Raw genomic sequence first — 16478 nt, 5'->3', positions numbered from 1 at the left:
GCCCTCCCCTCTCGCGTACGGTCGCGCCTGCCCCGGCGCGTACGGTCGCCGCCTCCCCGTCGCCTACCGCCGCCGCCGTACGAGCGGCCCTCCCCCGGCGCGTCGCGTTGCGCCTACGATCCGGGCATGGACGTGTACGCATCCCTGGTCGACGCCGTCGGCGGCACCCCCCTGGTCCGGCTCAACCGTGTGACGGGCGCCCTGACCGCCCCCGTCTACGCGAAACTGGAATATGTCAATCCGGGCGGCAGTGTGAAGGACCGCGCCGCCGTGGCCATGATCGACGCGGCCGAGGAGGCCGGCCTGCTGCGCCCCGGCGGCACCGTCGTCGAGGGCACCTCCGGCAACACCGGCGCGGGGCTGGCCATGGTCGCCGCCCAGCGCGGCTACCGATGCGTCTTCGCGATCCCCGACAAGAGCAGCGCCGAGAAGATCGCGCTGCTGCGCGCCTACGGCGCCGAGGTCGTCGTCTGCCCGAGCGGCGTCCCGCGCGAGCACCCGGACCACGTCCACGAGACGGCGGCGCGCATCGCCGCCGAGACCCCCGGCGCCTGGCACGCCGACCAGTACGACAACCCCGCCAACCCGCTGGCCCACTACCGGAGTACGGGCCCGGAGATCTGGCGGCAGACCGCGGGGCGCGTCACCCATCTGGTGGCCGGGGTGGGCACCGGCGGCACGATCACCGGGACCGGCGAGTACCTGAAGGAGGTCAGCGGCGGCCGGGTCACGGTCGTCGGCGCGGACCCCGAGGCGTCGGTCTACTCGGGCGGCGACGGACGCCCGTACTTCGTGGAGAGCATCGGCCACTTCGTGCACCCGGAGACGGTGGAGGACCTTTGGCCGTCCTCCTACCACCCGCCGGTCGTCGACCGGTTCGAGACGATCCCCGACCGGGAGTCGCTGCTGACGGCGCGTCGGCTGGCGCGCGAGGAGGGGCTGCTGGCCGGCGGCTCGGCGGGGACCGCGGTGGCCGCCGCGCTGCGGGTCGCGGCCGGGCTCGGCCCCGACGACCTCGTCGTGGTGCTGCTGCCGGACTCGGGCCGCAACTACCTCTCCAAGGTGCACGACGACGACTGGCTGCGGCGCTGGGGGTTCCTGGACGCGGACGGCGCGCTGCCCTCGGTGGGCGACGCGCGGATCGCGGCCGTGGGCCCGCACGTACGCCCCACCGACACCGTCGAGCGGGCGCTGGCCACCGCGCACGGGGCGGCGGGCCCGGTGCTGGTCACCACGGTCGCGCTCCGCCCGGACCGGCCCGTCATGGCGCCGGAGGTGATCGGCGCGGTCTCCGCGGAGCGGCTGCGGGCGGCGATCGCGTCGGGGACGGCGCGCGGCGACGACCCGGTGGCCCCGCACGCGGCGCCCGCGCTGCCGGTCGTGGGCCGCGGCGAGTCCGCGGCGGCGGCGCTGGCGGCCCTGGAGGAGCAGGCCGCCGAGGCGGCGGTGGTGCTGCTCGACGGCACGGTGCACGGCCTCGTGGGCCGCTCCGCGCTGCGTACGGCCGTGGGGTGAGCGCCCCGGCCGGTCCGCGCGGGGCCCGCGCCGGGTGACGGACGTACGGTTTTCGGCCACACCGGCGGCCCGGGCGGGGCCGCCGGTCACCGGCTCCGCCGGAACGCGGTCGAGGTGTGCACCGGGGAACTCGGGGGACGGCAGGTCCATAATGAGGCCATACATCGGATGTATCGACGGGGTGCCGAGACGGCACGGGAGCGGCGGCGCGTCGAGTCCGTCCGGGTCCGGCGCGGGGAGGGTCAAGATGGCGGTCACTGACGAGGCGATCGAGAAGATCAAGGGGATGATCGTCTCCGGGGCGCTGCGGCCGGGCGACCGGCTGCCCAAGGAGAGCGAACTCGCGGCGGAGCTGGGCCTGTCCCGCAACTCGCTGCGCGAGGCCGTACGGGCGCTGTCGCTGATCCGCATCCTGGACGTGCGCCAGGGCGACGGCACGTACGTCACGAGCCTCGATCCGCAGCTCCTGCTGGAGGCGCTGAGCTTCGTCGTCGACTTCCACCGGGACGACACCGTGCTGGAGTTCCTGGCGGTCCGCCGCATCCTGGAGCCGGCGGCCACGGCGATGGCCTGCGCGCGCATCGACGACGCCGCCCTGGACGCGCTCGGCGCCCAGTTGGACGCCCTGGGGCCGCGGCCCTCCGTGGAGGAACTGGTCGCCTGCGATCTGGAGTTCCACCGCCGCATCGTCCAGGCGGCCGGCAACTCGGTGCTGTGCTCGCTGCTGGACGGGCTCTCCGGACCGACCACGCGCGCGCGGGTGTGGCGCGGGCTGACCCAGGAGGACGCGGTGAGCCGCACCCTGCACGAGCACCGGGCGATCCTGGGCGCGCTGCGGGACCGCGACGTGGAGGCGGCCCGGTCCTGGGCGACGGTGCACATCGCGAGCGTGGAGCAGTGGCTGCGCTCGACCCTGTAGCGTTCCGCGCCGCCCCGGGGCGGCCCGCGCCAGGGCCCCGCCCGCGGCGCTCGTCCGACGGTCGAGTGGCGGTCGCGAGGCGGTCGTGAGGCGGTCGTGAGGCGGTCATCAGGGGCCGCGGGGACGTCGGACGTTTCGGGTGCCGTACCGCCCTGGAAGGCGACAGTTGTGGTGCAAGTGAAGTTGGCCGGGAGAGGCCCGGAGACACCTCGGATGAATGGGTACTCGTCCGTGCACAGGGGCTGCGGTGAGGGGCCCTGGAAGCCGTAGGCTTGGGGCGCATGTACTGGAACTGCGAACCGGAAGCGGCACGAGCCGTCCGCCCCGGTCGGAAGGGAGCGCTGGGTGATCGAGCTTGAGGGGGTTCCCGAGCTGATCGACCCGGTCATGATCTGTGCCTTCGAAGGGTGGAACGACGCCGGCGACGCCGCCTCCTCCGCGGTCGGGCACCTGGACCGGGAGTGGAAGGGCGAGGTCTTCGCGGCGCTCGACGCCGAGGACTACTACGACTTCCAGGTCAACCGGCCCACGGTGTGGCTGGACGGCGGGGTCCGCAAGGTCACCTGGCCGACGACCCGGCTCTCCGTGGTCCGCACCGGCGGCGCGAAGCCGCGCGACCTCGTGCTGGTGCGCGGCATCGAGCCGAGCATGCGCTGGCGCTCGTACTGCAACGAGATCCTGGGCTTCGCGCACGAGCTGGGCGTCGAGATGGTCGTGGTGCTCGGCGCGCTGCTCGGCGACACCCCGCACACCCGGCCGGTCCCGGTCAGCGGCGTGACCTCCGACGCGGACCTGGCGCGCACCATGGATCTGGAGGAGACCCGGTACGAGGGCCCGACCGGCATCGTGGGCATCCTCCAGGAAGCGTGCACGCACGCGGGCGTGCCGGCCGTGAGCCTGTGGGCGGCGGTGCCGCACTACGTGTCGCAGCCGCCGAACCCGAAGGCCACCCTGGCCCTGCTCAACCGGCTCGAAGACCTCATCGACCTGCGCGTACCGCTCGGGGAGCTGGCGGAGGACGCCCGCGCCTGGCAGTTGGGCGTGGACCAGCTCGCGGCGGAGGACAGCGAGGTCGCGGAGTATGTGCAGTCGCTGGAGGAGGCGCGGGACACGGCCGAGCTGCCGGAGGCGTCCGGCGAGGCCATCGCCCGCGAGTTCGAGCGCTATCTGCGGCGGCGCGACGGCCAGCCGGGACCGGGCCAGCCGGGCGGGCACGCCACGGAGGGCGGCGTCGCGGACGGCCGCGACGGATCGTATCTCCGGGACACGTCCAGCGGCCGTACGCGCCCGCGCAAGCCGACGGCGAAGGACGAGCCGCCGGGGCTCCGCCCGGGCCCCGGCCGCGACCCGGACCGCGACGCCAAGGACGGCCCCAACGGGGGCGACGGAAACGACAAGGGCGACGACGGCGGCAAGCGCGCCGGGTCCGACGGGGACGAGAAGAAGGACGGCGAGGACTGAGGGGCGGCCCGTCGCATAGAGGGCACCCAAGTACGTAAGACCGGGCGCCCAAGCACGTAGAAGGGCGCCCAGGCGCGTGAAAAGGGGCGCTTCCCGCGATGGGAAGCGCCCCTGCCCGTACCCGGTCCCGTCAGAGCGCCACGCCGAGCAGCGCGTCGACGGCGCGGGAGACCACGCCGGGCGCGCCCTCGTCGGCGCCGCCGCCGGCGGCCTGCGCGGCGGCCCAGCGGTCGACCGCCGCGAGCGCGGCCGGCGCGTCGAGGTCGTCCGCGAGCGCCTCGCGGATCTCCTCGACGAGCGCGTCGGCCGACGGCCCGTCGGGGCGCGAGACGGCGGCGCGCCAGCGGCCGAGCCGCTCCACGGCCTCCGCGAGGACGCCGTCCGTCCACTCCCAGTCCGCGCGGTAGTGGTGGGCGAGGAGCGCGAGCCGGATGGCGACGGGGTCCACGCCGTCCCGGCGCAGTTGGGAGACGAAGACGAGGTTGCCCTTGGACTTGGACATCTTCTCGCCGTCCAGGCCGACCATGCCGGCGTGGACGTACGCCTTGGCGAAGGGGTACTCGCCGGTCAGCGCCTGGGCGTGGGAGGCACCCATCTCGTGGTGCGGGAAGGCGAGGTCGGAGCCGCCGCCCTGGACGTCGAAGCCCATGCCGAGGTGGTCGAGGGCGATGGCCACACACTCGATGTGCCAGCCGGGGCGGCCCCGGCCAAGCGAGGCGCCGTCCCAGCTCGGCTCGCCCTCGCGGGCGGCCATCCACAGCATCGGGTCGAGGGGGTTCTTCTTGCCGGGCCGCTCGGGGTCGCCGCCGCGCTCGGCGGAGAGCAGCCGCATGGCCTCGGCGTCGAGCCCGGAGACGCCGCCGAAGTGCGGGTCGGACTCGACGGAGAAGTAGACGTCGCCGTCGAGTTCGTAGGCGGCGCCGATGTCGCGCAGCCGCTCGACGAGGGGGACGATGCCGGGTATGGATTCGACGGCGCCGACGTAGTGCTGGGGCGGGAGCATGCGCAGCGCGGTCATGTCCTCGCGGAACAGGGCCGTCTCGCGCTCGGCGAGGGCTGTCCAGTCCTGGCCGTCGCGCACGGCCCGCTCCAGCAGCGGATCGTCGACGTCGGTGACGTTCTGGACGTACTGAACCTGCCGCTTGGTGTCGAGCCACACGCGCTGCACGAGGTCGAACGCGTTGTAGGTCGCCGCGTGCCCCATATGGGTGGCGTCGTAGGGCGTGATGCCGCAGACGTAGATACGGGCGACGGGACCGGGGGCGAGGGTGACTCGGCCGCCGGTCGCGGTGTCGTGGATTCGGAGGTCGCGGCCACTGCCAGGCAGGGCGGGCACCTCAGAAGCGGGCCAGGCATACATGCCTTGAGCGTAACCGGATGCAGTGTCCGTATACGAACCGGATAGCGGTCGTTGGCTCGATAGGCGGTCTTGCGCGGACCTCGCCCGCGTGCAAGGTCAGACCGGCGGCCAGGGGATCGCGGGCCACTCCCCGCTGGGCACGGGGTGTCGCCCGGTCCGCAGAAGATCGGCGACGCGGCCCCTGAGGGCGTCGATCTCGGCGGCGGTGATCAGTTCGGCCAGTCGGGCGACGAGCGGCCCGCCGTCGGCGAGGTCGGCCGAAAGCCGCCGCAGCGCGTCCAGCGCCTCCGCGGGCAGCGGCTCGCCCGCCCAGCCCCACAGCAGGGTGCGCAGCTTGTCGTCCGCGTTGAAGGTCACGCCGTGATCGATGGCGTAAAAGTGACCATCGGAGGCGGGCAGGAGATGGCCGCCCTTGCGGTCGCCGTTGTTGATCACGGCGTCGAGCACGGCCAGCCTGCGCAGCCGCACGTCGTCCGCGTGCACCAGCAGCGCGGTGCGGCCCTCGCCGACCTCGGCGAAACCGATGGCCTTCCAGCCGGGGCCGGGCTCCTCGCCGTCGATCAGCGCCAGCAGCCCGCCGCCGCCGAGCCCGATCGCCTCGGAGCGGCCGCCGTCGCCGGTGCCATTTCCGTCGACATCGCCGCCATCGCCGTCATCGCCACCGAGGCCGTCGGCGTCACCGACATCGCCGTCACCGAGACCGTCGGCCGAAGGCTCGATCCACAACTGGCACATGCCCTGCCCGTACGGCCCGTCGCGCAGCACGGTCTGCGGGATCAGGCTCCAGCCCATGGCCTCGGACAGCTCGTACGCCGCCACCTCGCGCTGCGCGAGGGTGCCGTCGGGGAAGTCCCACAGGGGCCGCTCCCCCGCCACCGGCTTGTAGACGCAGGCCGCGCTGTGGCCCTCGTACGCGACCGTGCAGTACAGCACCGCGTTGGACGCCTCCCGCACCCTCCCGTGCACCGTCAGCTCGCCGAGCGCCAGCAGCTCCGGCGGCGGCGTCACGCCCCGCGGCGATATCCGTTCTGGCGCGGGCATACGTGTCCCTCCGGGTCGAGCGGCAGACTGCACAGCGGGCACGGCGGGCGGCCGGCGTTGACGAGTTCCAGGGCGCGCTTGGCGAATTCGCGGGCCATCAGCCCGGTGAGCCGTACGCGGAGCATCGGCGGACCGTTCGCCTCGTCCTGGAGCAGCCGCTCCTCGGCCTCGGCGAGGTCTTCCTCGGAGTCGGCGTCGAGCTCGACGAGGGCCTGCGCCTCGACCACCATGCGCTGCTCCTCGCCGTCCCAGGCCAGGGCCATGGTGCCGACCCGGAACTCCTCCTCGACGGGGGTGTCCAGGGGCGCGGTGTCGGCGACCTCGGCGGGGGCGACGGCCGGCACCGGGGCATTGCCCCCGGTGCGGCGCACCACCTCGTCGAGGAGTTCGTCGATGCGCTCGGCGAGCGCCTCGACCTGCGTCTTCTCCAGCGCGACGCTGGTCGTCCGGCCGGCCGCGGTGGCTTGCAGGAAGAAGGCACGGCGGCCAGGCAGCCCGACCGTGCCGGCGACGAAGCGGTCCGGCGGGTCGTAGAGGAACACCTGACGGGACAACGTCCTGCTCCATTTGTCATCGACTGCGAAAGCTAAGAAATATACAGAATGGTCAGCAACACGGCCTAGGGCCGTCTCGGGTGGCGCTCGGGTCGTGCTCGGGTCGCCCGACTCCGCGCCACCACCCTACTGCGCCCGTCGATCACGGCGCTCCGGAGCCGCCGCCCACCGCCGCGTCACCCGCCTCGCCGCCCTCGGCGGAGGGCCCCTCGGGCGGCAGCAGGCCGGCGAAGTCGCCGGTGTCGCCGAGGCGCAGCAGGAACGGGCGCATGGGCGTGTACCGGATCGCGGTCACCGAGCAGGGGTCGACGGCGATGCGCTGGAACAGGTCGAGGTGGGTGCCGAGGGCGTCGGCGACGATGGCCTTCACGATGTCGCCGTGCGTGCACATGAGGTAGACGGCGTCAGCGCCGTGCTCGTCCTCGACCCGCTGGTTCCACTCGCGGACGGCGTCCACCGCGCGCGCCTGCATCTGCCGTATGGACTCGCCGCCGGGGAAGGCCGCGGCGGACGGGTGCTGCTGGACGACGGTCATCAGCGGTTCGTCGAAGAGCTCCGCGAGCTTGCGCCCGGACCAGTCGCCGTAGTCGCACTCGCCGATCCGGTCGTCGGCGTGCAGGGCGAGGTCCGGCCGCTCGGCGAGGAGCGGGGCGAGCGTCTCCCGGCAGCGCTGGAGGGGGCTGGTGACGGCGGCGGCGAGCGGCAGCCCCGCCAGCCGGGCCGGCAACCCGGCCGCCTGGGCCGCGCCGCGCTCGTCGAGGGCGATGCCGGGTGTCCGGCCCGCGAGCACTCCCCCGGTGTTGGCGGTGGACCGGCCGTGCCGGACAAGGATCAACGTGGGCATGGCGCCAGCCTACGACTCGCCTTTGCCAGGGCCTGGTGTACATCGCGACAGGGGGCGGAAGAATGCCCTGCGTGATCGTGGACTGTGCCATTTACCGCGACGGACGCCGCACCGACGGCCACCCCGCCGACTTCTCGGACGCCCTGGCCGAGGCGCGCGCCGACGGGCATTCCTTTCTGTGGATCGGGCTGCACGAGCCCACGGAAAGCGAATTCTCGCTCGTGACCTCCGAGTTCGACCTGCATCCGCTGGCCGTGGAGGACGCGCTCGCCGCCCACCAGCGGCCCAAGCTGGAGGTCTACGACGACTCGCTCTTCCTGGTCCTCAAGCCGGTCGAGTACGACGAGGACGCCGATACGGTCGCCACGGGCGAGCTGATGGTCTTCGTCGGCGACTCCTTCGTGGTGACCGTCCGGCACGGCCACGGCAACCCGCTCACCCAGGTGCGGCACCGGCTGGAAGCCGACCCCGAGGTGCTCCAGCACGGCCCCACGGCGGTGATGTACGCGGTGAGCGACGCGGTCGTCGACACCTATATCGACGTGGCGGCGGAGCTCCAGGTGGACCTGGAGGAGTTGGAGGCCGAGGTGTTCGCCCCGGCCGGCGGCGACACCAAGCGCATGGCCGGCCGGATCTACGCCTTCAAGCGCCAGGTCGTGGAGTTCCGCCGGGCCACCGGCCCGCTCGCCGAGCCCATGTCCCGGCTCGCCGGCTCCGGCCTGCGCTATGTGAACGCCGCCTCCCAGCCGTTCTTCCGCGACGTCAGCGACCACCTGACGCGCGCGAACGACTACGTGGAAGGGCTGGACCGGCTGCTCTCCGACATCCTCTCCGCGCATCTCGCGCAGACCGGCGTGCGGCAGAACGACGACATGCGGAAGATCTCGGCCTGGGCGGCGATGGCGGCGGTCCCGACGATGGTCGCGGGGATATACGGCATGAACTTCGAGCACATGCCGGAACTGGGGTACTCCTGGAGCTATCCGGCGGTGGTCCTGATCATGGCGGGCCTCGTCTTCGGCCTGCACCGCTTGTTCAAGCGGCGGGGATGGCTGTAGGGGCGATGGCTGTAGGGGCGGTCGATCGCCGGCAGAGGCGGAGGCGCGGGCTCGTACGGGCGGGGCGCGGGGGCTCGTACGGGTCCGGGGACTCGTACGGACGCGGAGGCTCGTACCGGCGCGGGGGCTCGTACGGGCGCGGGGGCTCGTACGGGTGCCGGGGCTCGTACGGGTGCCGGGGCTCGTACGGGTGCCGGGAACTCGTACGGACGCGGGGGCTCGTACCGGCGCGGAGGTCCGTACTGGTGGGGCTGGGCTCTCAGGCCAGTCCGACGGCGCGGGGCGCGGGGCCGCCGAGGGCGTCGCGGCGCTCGGGCATGCGGAGGTTGACCATCCGCCGCCAGCCACCGGCCCATTCGTACGCGTACATGGCGCGGATGGCCGCGGCGAGCACCGCGGCCTTGGGGCGCGGCCAGCCCAGGATGCGGCCCATGCGGGCCATGACGGCGAGCGAGACATCCCGGTAGATGGCGATTTCGGCCAGGGCGCTGTGGCGCAGGGCCACATGGATCTCCCGGCCGTGTCCGAGGGCGGCGAGGCGGAGCAGTTCCTCGTGGCAGTAGCTGAGGTGGTTCTCCTCGTCGCGGCAGATGACCCGGATCGCCCGGCCGATCTGCGGGTGCTCGCCGAAGTGCCCGGTCAGCATGTCCATCTGGTCCGCGGCGCGCTGCTCGGTGACCCGGCTGTGCGCGAGGTAGGTGATGACGTCCTGCTCGGTGAGGTGTTCGGCGGCGCGCAGCCGCTCGTGGGCGAGGCCGATGCCGCGGCGTTCGAGGAGCATCGTGTAGTCGGTGCTCGGCGGGACCTCGACCGGTTCCAGCCCCCGGTTGCGCAGCAGGGCGAGGAAGATGCGGCCGTGCTTGTCCTCGTCCGCGCCGTGCCGCGCGATCTTCGGTGCGAGGTCGCGCATGCCCTCGGGGACGAGGGCGGCGATACGGCCGTTCTCCCAGCCGCCCTGGCTCTCGCCGCCGGCCGCGATGGAGCAGAAGAGCTGAAACGAATCGTCGTTGTCGAGAATCTCCTGGAACAAGCCCTTGGCCGAAAGCATCTCTACCACCTCCGAGCACCTCCGAGCACGACAATCGCCAAGGGAAGTCAAACGCCGCCAAGGGGCCCGGGCAACAGGAGGTCCGGCCGAATGGCGGAGGCGGTGGGCGCCGGCGGCGCGTAACCGCCGGGGCGGTCGGGGCGTTGTGCTCGGTGACGGCCGTGGCGGGGAAGACCCCCGAGCCCCCACCACGGCCGCAGACTTTTTCCCGATCAGGTCGGCGCCGGCGTCAGGACGGCGCCGACGGCTCGGTGCCGATCAGGTCGGCGTCGGTCAGGTCGGCGTCGGTCAGGTCGATGCCGCTCAGGCCGGCGCCGGTCAGGTCGGCGTCGGTCAGGTCGATGCCGCTCAGGCCGGCGCCGGTCGGCTCGGTACTGGTCAGGCGAGTCCGGCCCGTTCCAGGGCCTCGACGCCGGCGCGCAGCCCCGCGATCCGCTCGTCGAGGGTGAAGCCGGCGGGGGTCAGCGAGAGAGTGGTGACCCCGGCCTCGGCGTAGGCCTGCATGCGCTCCGCGATGCGTTCCACGGGGCCGAGCAGGGTGGTGGAGTCGATCAGCTCGCGCGGGATCGCGGCGGCAGCGCCGTCCTTGTCCCCGGCGAGGTACCTCTCCTGGATCTCGGCGGCCTCCCGCTCGTACCCCATGCGCCGCGCGAGCTTGTTGTAGAAGTTCTGCTTGGGGCTGCCCATGCCGCCGATGTAGAGGGCGGTGTACGGGCGGAAGAGGTCGGCCAGGCCGTCCGCGTCGTCGCCGACGGCCATGGGGACGGTGGGTACGAGATCAAAGCCGTCGAGGTCCTTGCCGGCCTTGGCGCGGCCGGCGCGGAGCGCGCCGAGCGTGGTCTCCTCGGCGTGCTCGGGCGAGAACAGGACGACCAGCGCGCCGTCGGCGATCTCGCCGGTCTGCTCCAGGTTCTTCGGGCCGATGGCGGCGATGTAGAGCGGGATGTGCTCGCGCACCGGGTGCACGGTGAGCTTGAGCGGCTTGCCGGGGCCGCCGGGGAGCGGCAGGGTCCAGTGCTCGCCGTCGTGGCTGAGGCGCTCGCGGGCCATGGCCTTGCGGATGATCTCGACGTATTCGCGGGTACGGGCGAGCGGCTTGTCGAACTTGACGCCGTACCAGCCCTCGGAGACCTGCGGCCCCGATACGCCGAGGCCGAGCCGGAAGCGGCCGCCGGAGAGCGTGTCGAGGGTGGCGGCGGTCATCGCCGTCATCGAGGGGGTACGGGCGGGGATCTGGAAGATGGCGGAGCCGACGTCGATCCGCTCGGTCTGCGCGGCCACGTAGGAGAGCACGGTGGCGGCGTCCGATCCGTACGCCTCGGCGGCCCAGCAGACCGCGTAGCCGAGGCGGTCCGCCTCGCGGGCGACCGCGAGGTTGTCCGCGTCCATCCCGGCGCCCCAGTAGCCGAGGTTGATGCCAAGCCGCATACCGCTCCCCTTACTCATCAGTAACGTACCTGTAGCGGGGACTCTAGCGCGCGTGCTGGGGATACGTCAGTGCGGCGGGGGCCGCGGATAAGGGGAAGGCCGGAGGGAAAGGCCGGGAGAGAAGCCACGGGGAGACGCCAGGGGGAACGACGCGAGGAAACCACGGGGAAGCATCGCGGGAACGACGCGGGGAGCGGCCTGTGGATAAGCCGGCGCCGAGTTATCCACAGGCGGCCACGGAAATTGTCCTGCCCACTAATCTGAGCGCTCATGGAGCAAAGGCATCTCGGCCGCACGGGGCTGCGCGTATCCCGGATCGGGCTCGGCACGCTCACCTGGGGCCGGGACACCGGCGAGCACGACGCGGCGGATCAGATCAAGGCCTTCTGGGAGGCCGGCGGCACCCTGATCGACACCGCGGATGTGTACGCGGACGGCGGCGCGGAGTATCTGCTCGGGCAGTTGATGGAAGGGCTGGTGCCGCGGCGGGATCTGGTCATCGCGACGAAGGCGGGCAGCGTCCCCGATCCGGAGCGGCGTTTCGACGGCTCGCGGGGCCATCTGCTCGCCGCCCTCGACGCGTCGCTGGAGCGGCTGGGCACCGACCATGTCGATCTTTGGCAGGTGCACGCCTTCGATCCGGCGACGCCGCTGGACGAGACGCTGCAAGCGCTGGACATCGCGGTCAGCAGCGGCCGGGCGCGGTACGCGGGGGTGTCCAACTTCTGCGGCTGGCAGCTCGCCAAGGCCGCCACCTGGCAGCTCAGCGCGCCCGGCGTGCGCACCCGGCTGGCGAGTACGCAGATGGAGTACTCCCTGCTCCAGCGCGGCGTGGAGCGCGAGGTGCTGCCCGCGGCGCTGGATCTGGGCGTGGGTCTGCTGCCGTCCTCGCCGCTGGGGCGGGGCGTGCTCACGGGTAAGTACCGGCACGCGACCCCGGCGGACTCGCGCGGCGCGTCCGAGGCGCTGGCGCCCTTCGTGGCGCCGTATCTGGACGAGGCCGCGGGCCACATCGTCGACGCCGTCGCCACCGCCGCGGACGGCCTCGCCACGACCTCCCTCCAGGTGGCCCTGGCCTGGGTGCGCGACCGCCCCGGCGTGGTCGCCCCCATCGTCGGCGCGCGCAACGCGAAGCAGCTCAGAGCCGCGTTGTCAGTGGAGGCCCTTACGCTTCCTGACGAGATCTGCCAGGCGCTCGACGACGTGTCGGCGCCCGTGCACCGCTATCCCGACCAGGACTGGAGCACGCTGTGAACACGGACCGCCTCGCCCCCGAGGCCGCCGCCCCCACGGCCCCCACCCCGGCCGACGGCCCCCAGCGCGCCCCGGCCCCAAAGGCCACCGGGCCACAGCCCCCAACGGCTGACACCGGGCCCACGGGCGCGTCCGTCGCCGCCGAAGAGACCGGGTCGCCTGCGGCGGGCGTCGGGGGGTCGGGGATGTCCGGTCCGACCGGGTCGCCTGCGGCGGGCGTCGAGGGCTCGGAGGTGTCTGGCCAGACCGGAGCGACCGGGGCCCCTGCGGCCGGCACCGGAGGGACGGAGGTGCCCGAGCCGACCGGGGCGCCAGCAGCGGGCATCGGGGGGCCGGAGGCGCCCGGCCCGACCGGAGCGACCGGGGCCCCTGCGGCCGGCACCGGAGGGACGGAGGTGCCCGAGCCGACCGGGGCGCCAGCAGCGGGCATTGGGGGGCCGGAGGTGCCCAGTCCGACCGGAGCGGACGGGGCCTCTGCGGCTGCCGCTGGAGGGGCGGAGGTGTCCGGCCCGGCCAAAGCCGCCGTGGCGCCTGCGGCGAACGCCGAAGAGTCAGGGGTGTCCGGCCCGGCCGGAGCGGCGTCTGGAGGTGAGGGGCCCACGGCTGCCGTAGAGGCGGCGAGGGCGTCCGGCCCCTCCCCGGAGACGCCGGGAAGTGAGGGCCCCGCGGCTGCCGCGGAGGCGCCGGGGGCAGCCGGGCCGACCGGGGGCGCGCCGGGGGTGCCCGCACTCGTCCGGGAGGGGGCGCGGGCTTCGGCGTCGGGCGACGATGTCTCCGGGGCCACGGAACCCGCGCCGCGCGGTGAGAAGTCGGGGTCTCCTGCGCCGGATGCTGACGGCGCAGAGGTGGCCTCGCCGGGCGCCGGCGCTTCTGAGGCTGGCGCTGCGGGAGCACCCGCCCCGGGCCCCGAGGGCCCCGGTCCCGGAACACCCTCGCCGAGCGAGGACCGACCGGAGGCCGCCGCGCAGAGGGCCAATGAGGCCGCGGGCCCCGCGCAGGGTGCCGACGGGGCGGCCGCGCCGGGCGGCGGGGACGCGGCCGGCGGTGGGCGTCCCGGGCGGTCCGCCGCCGCTGAGGCATTGGCTGCGGCGGTGCGGGCCGTCGAGAGCGGGGAGCGGTCGGCCGCGTCGTTCTTCAGCGCGCCGAACGGGCCGACGCGGAATCGGCCGAAACCGGCGCAGGCTCCGGCGGCCCCGCCATCGGCCCCCGCGCAGCCGTCGGCGGCCCGGCCCTCCGCCGCGGCCCCGCCTCGTACGGTGTCAGCCGCCGGGCTCGACGGGGTGCGGCAGGTGCTCGCGGCAGGCGGCGCGCCGGAGCAGTTGGCGGAGAAGGCCGTGGACGCCCTCGGGGAGCGCGCCGCCGAGGCGCTGCGCGAGGACCCCTGGCAGTTGCTCGGGGTGCCCGGCGTACGGCCGGAGCAGGCGGACGGGTTCGCGCGGGCCCTGCTCGGCGGCGAGTGCGGGCCCGGCGACGAGCGGCGGGCCCAGGCGCTCGTCGCATGGCTGCTGGAGCGCGCCGCGCTCGAAGGGCACACGGTGCTGGAGTCCTCGGCGCTGCGGGCGGCGCTCGCCCAGCAGTCCGTACCGGACCCGGACGAGGCGCTGCAGACCGCCATCGCCGACGGCGCGGTGCTCGTCTTCCAGGAAGCCCTGGAGAACCCCGCCGGAGCCGGGCGCGCGTCGACCGGCGGTGACGACGAGGAGGAGGAGACCCCGGTCCGCGTCCTGCTGGGCCTGGACCGCTACGCCATGGCCGAGGAAAGCCTCGCCGACGGCCTGGCCCGGCTCATCAACGCCCTGCCCGACGCCCTGGCGCACGACGCTCAGTCGACGGAGGACGGCGCCGGCCTGGGCCCCGAGGCGTGGGAGCGGGCGGCGGCCGGTGCCCCGTCCCCCTCGGCGGCCGAGCTGATCCGGGCCGTGGCCGGCAGCGGCCTGGTGACCCATACCGGCGGCGAGGCCGCCCGCGCCGAGCCCGCCGCCCTGGTCGCCGCCGCGCGCGCCGCCGGGCTGCGGGCGTACGCGGCCACGCACAGCGAGGACGGCAGGCGGCGCATGGCCGCGCTGATCGGCCCGGCGCCGGCCGACGAAGCCCCGGCCGCCCACTCCGCCCAGGCGGCGCAGGCGGCCTCGTACGACCCGGCGGTCACCGTCTCCGGGCTGCTCGCCGGCCGCGAAGGCCCCGGGCGTGACGCGGACGGCGCCCTCGCCCTCGACCTGCTCGTCGTGCTGGACGCTCCGCGACTCGACGTGGAGACCGCGGCGATGCTGGTGGAGTCGCTGGCGGACGGCGCGCGGCTGGTCCTCAGCGGCGACGCCGGAACGCTCTGGTCGGCGGGGCCCGGCCGGGTGTTCGCGGATGTCGTAGCGGCCCGCGTCTGCCCCGCCGTCGTCTCGCGCACCCCGGACCCGGGGCCGATCGGCGAGCTGGTCTCGGGCATCGGCATCGGTGAGCTGAACCAGGTCGAGGCGCCCGGCAAGGAGGTCGTCATCGTCCCGGTGCGGGACGCGGGCGAGGCGGTGCACCGCACGGTGCAACTGGTCGCCGACTCGGTCCCGCGCGCGATCGGCGTCCCCTCGGACCGTACGCAGGTGATCACGCCGGGCCATGGCGGATCGGCCGGTACGCGCGCGCTCAACGCGGCGCTCAAGGAGCGGCTGAACCCGGGGCCGGGCCGGTTCGGCGGATTCGACCCGGGCGACCGGGTCGCGTACGTACCGGCGCCGGGCCGGATGACGGCCGGCACCGTGGTCTCGGCGGACGCCGAAGGGCTGCGGCTGGAGTGCGGGGGCACGCCCGTCCTCGTGCCGCGCGAGCGGGTGGCCGAGACGGTGCGGCACGGCTGGGCCGTGACCGCCCACCAGGCGGCGGGCATCCGCTGGCTCGCCGCCGTGGTGGTGCTGCCGGGCGACGCCGCCCAGGCGCTGAGCCGTGCCTGGGTCTACACCGCGTTCAGCCGCGCCGAGCGGCATCTGTCCGTGGTGCACGGCGTGGACCAGGCGCTGCCCCGCGCCATCGCCGAGGTGCCGGCGAAGCCGCGCACCACCCGCCTCCGCTCCCTGCTCCAGACGCAGAACAGGCCCGAGGAGTGAACGGGAGTCCGGGGCCGGGCCCCGGCGCGGGACCTGGGCCAAACGCGGGACCTGGGCCGGCGCCCGGACCAATGGCGGAGCCGGGCGGCGGCCCGGCCGGCCCCGCCCGGGCCGGAGGTCAGCGCCGGCGCCGGCGTCAGTGCTCGGGCCGCAGCGGCTCCAGGTCGTCCTCCTCGTCGCCGATGTCCTCCACGTCGTCGTCGAACTCCTCGTCGAAGACCGAGCTGACGTCGAAGCGGCACACCACCCGCTGCGGATCCGTCTGGTCGAACGGCGCGGTCAGCCACTCCCCCGGCTCGGTCAGTTCGTCGAGCGCCGCGACCCAGAGCGTGGAGTCGCCCTCCTCCAAGCCGAACTCCTTGTGCCGGGAGGCGATCTCGTCCGGTTCGTACTCGCCGAAGAGCACTCCGAGCGCGGCGTGCACGCTGCTGCCGACGATGCCCGCGGTCCCGCCCGCCGTGCCGTTCCCGGTGTCGACGTCCGGGTCGAGGTCGGCCACCCGCTGCGCCTGGGCGAGGAGGCGCTGCGGCTCGGCCACCGCGTAGTCGCGGCGGATCAGCACGCTCAGCGCGCTGGGTTCCTCGGGCCCGGCGTACGCGGGCAGCGACTCGTCGCCGGGGATCTCGAAGGGCGTCACCTCGTCGTAGACGTCGTAGAGCAGCTCGTCGTACGTCTCGGCGGCCGCGGCCAGTTCGTTGAACGCGGCGTAGACGTCCGGGTCGTCCTCCCCCGACCGGCGTTCGACGGCGTCGAGGTGACGATCCAGCGCGGCTTTGACCGCCTCGGCGGCGGCACGTACCTCGGCAGCGGTTGGCTGCGCAGCATCAGACATAGTGCAGACGCTATCCGCACCCGGGCTCTTCACGCGCAGTAGATGCGTTGCCAAGACGCGAATATCCCTGCA

The 16478-nt window shown here is 74.2% G+C and carries 14 protein-coding genes; 6 read left to right on the top strand and 8 right to left on the bottom strand.

Annotated elements, in window-relative coordinates:
• The first annotated feature begins 126 nt into the window (after positions 1-126).
• From IF55_RS00315 to IF55_RS00305, 3 genes are all read left to right on the top strand, one after another.
• Positions 127-1515 carry a PLP-dependent cysteine synthase family protein gene (locus IF55_RS00315; protein WP_030879146.1) on the top strand — a complete coding sequence of 463 codons (1389 nt, stop codon included), beginning with the start codon at positions 127-129 and terminating at the stop codon, positions 1513-1515.
• A 247-nt stretch (positions 1516-1762) separates the two neighbouring features.
• Positions 1763-2434, top strand: coding sequence for a FadR/GntR family transcriptional regulator (locus tag IF55_RS00310; RefSeq protein ID WP_030879145.1), 672 nt, complete (start codon positions 1763-1765; stop codon positions 2432-2434).
• A gap of 345 nt (positions 2435-2779) precedes the next feature.
• A complete protein-coding gene (locus IF55_RS00305; RefSeq protein ID WP_048831330.1) occupies positions 2780-3895 on the top strand; it encodes a PAC2 family protein in 1116 nt (371 codons plus the stop codon).
• 130 nt (positions 3896-4025) lie between these two features.
• On the opposite strand, the gene mshC is transcribed toward IF55_RS00305, so the two are convergent.
• The 4 genes from mshC to IF55_RS00285 all read right to left on the bottom strand — a co-directional run bounded on the left by mshC (position 4026) and on the right by IF55_RS00285 (position 7694).
• Positions 4026-5255, bottom strand: coding sequence for a cysteine--1-D-myo-inosityl 2-amino-2-deoxy-alpha-D-glucopyranoside ligase (mshC, locus tag IF55_RS00300; protein ID WP_030879140.1), 1230 nt, complete (start codon positions 5253-5255; stop codon positions 4026-4028).
• Between the two features lie 96 nt (positions 5256-5351).
• Positions 5352-6296, bottom strand: coding sequence for an SCO1664 family protein (locus tag IF55_RS00295; protein WP_030879138.1), 945 nt, complete (start codon positions 6294-6296; stop codon positions 5352-5354).
• Positions 6260-6850 carry a DUF3090 domain-containing protein gene (locus IF55_RS00290; protein WP_078643298.1) on the bottom strand — a complete coding sequence of 197 codons (591 nt, stop codon included), beginning with the start codon at positions 6848-6850 and terminating at the stop codon, positions 6260-6262. Before IF55_RS00290 ends, IF55_RS00295 begins: the two co-directional genes overlap by 37 nt.
• 142 nt (positions 6851-6992) lie before the next feature.
• Positions 6993-7694: a histidine phosphatase family protein gene (locus IF55_RS00285; RefSeq protein ID WP_030879135.1), complete on the bottom strand. Its 702-nt coding sequence runs from the start codon at positions 7692-7694 to the stop codon at positions 6993-6995.
• Between the two features lie 62 nt (positions 7695-7756).
• Between IF55_RS00285 and IF55_RS00280 the strand changes: the two genes are divergently transcribed.
• The gene (locus IF55_RS00280; protein WP_030879132.1) at positions 7757-8752 is read left to right on the top strand and encodes a magnesium and cobalt transport protein CorA; all 996 of its coding nucleotides are present in this window, start codon (positions 7757-7759) and stop codon (positions 8750-8752) included.
• A 259-nt stretch (positions 8753-9011) separates the two neighbouring features.
• Here the strand turns inward: IF55_RS00280 and IF55_RS00275 are convergent, their stop codons facing one another.
• The 3 genes from IF55_RS00275 to IF55_RS00270 form a co-directional block, all read right to left on the bottom strand.
• On the bottom strand, positions 9012-9800 hold the full coding sequence (locus tag IF55_RS00275) for a hypothetical protein (RefSeq protein ID WP_030879129.1): 789 nt from the start codon (positions 9798-9800) through the stop codon (positions 9012-9014).
• A gap of 229 nt (positions 9801-10029) precedes the next feature.
• Positions 10030-10137, bottom strand: coding sequence for a pentapeptide repeat-containing protein (locus IF55_RS41390; RefSeq protein ID WP_398244175.1), 108 nt, complete (start codon positions 10135-10137; stop codon positions 10030-10032).
• A 41-nt stretch (positions 10138-10178) separates the two neighbouring features.
• Entirely contained in the window at positions 10179-11228 is a 1050-nt protein-coding gene (locus IF55_RS00270) for an LLM class F420-dependent oxidoreductase (RefSeq protein WP_030879127.1), read from the bottom strand.
• Between the two features lie 270 nt (positions 11229-11498).
• On the opposite strand from IF55_RS00270, the gene IF55_RS00265 reads away from it, so the two are divergent.
• Positions 11499-12482, top strand: coding sequence for an aldo/keto reductase (locus tag IF55_RS00265; RefSeq protein ID WP_030879124.1), 984 nt, complete (start codon positions 11499-11501; stop codon positions 12480-12482).
• 557 nt (positions 12483-13039) lie between these two features.
• On the top strand, positions 13040-15574 hold the full coding sequence (locus IF55_RS00260; protein ID WP_398243980.1) for a helix-hairpin-helix domain-containing protein: 2535 nt from the start codon (positions 13040-13042) through the stop codon (positions 15572-15574).
• 136 nt (positions 15575-15710) lie between these two features.
• Here the strand turns inward: IF55_RS00260 and IF55_RS00255 are convergent, their stop codons facing one another.
• Positions 15711-16406, bottom strand: coding sequence for a hypothetical protein (locus IF55_RS00255; protein ID WP_030879118.1), 696 nt, complete (start codon positions 16404-16406; stop codon positions 15711-15713).
• Positions 16407-16478: the final 72 nt, after the last annotated feature.

The sequence above is a fragment of the Streptomyces varsoviensis genome (assembly GCF_000718635.1).
GTDB lineage: Bacteria > Actinomycetota > Actinomycetes > Streptomycetales > Streptomycetaceae > Streptomyces > Streptomyces varsoviensis.
This window is presented reverse-complemented; position numbering and strand designations above follow the sequence as displayed.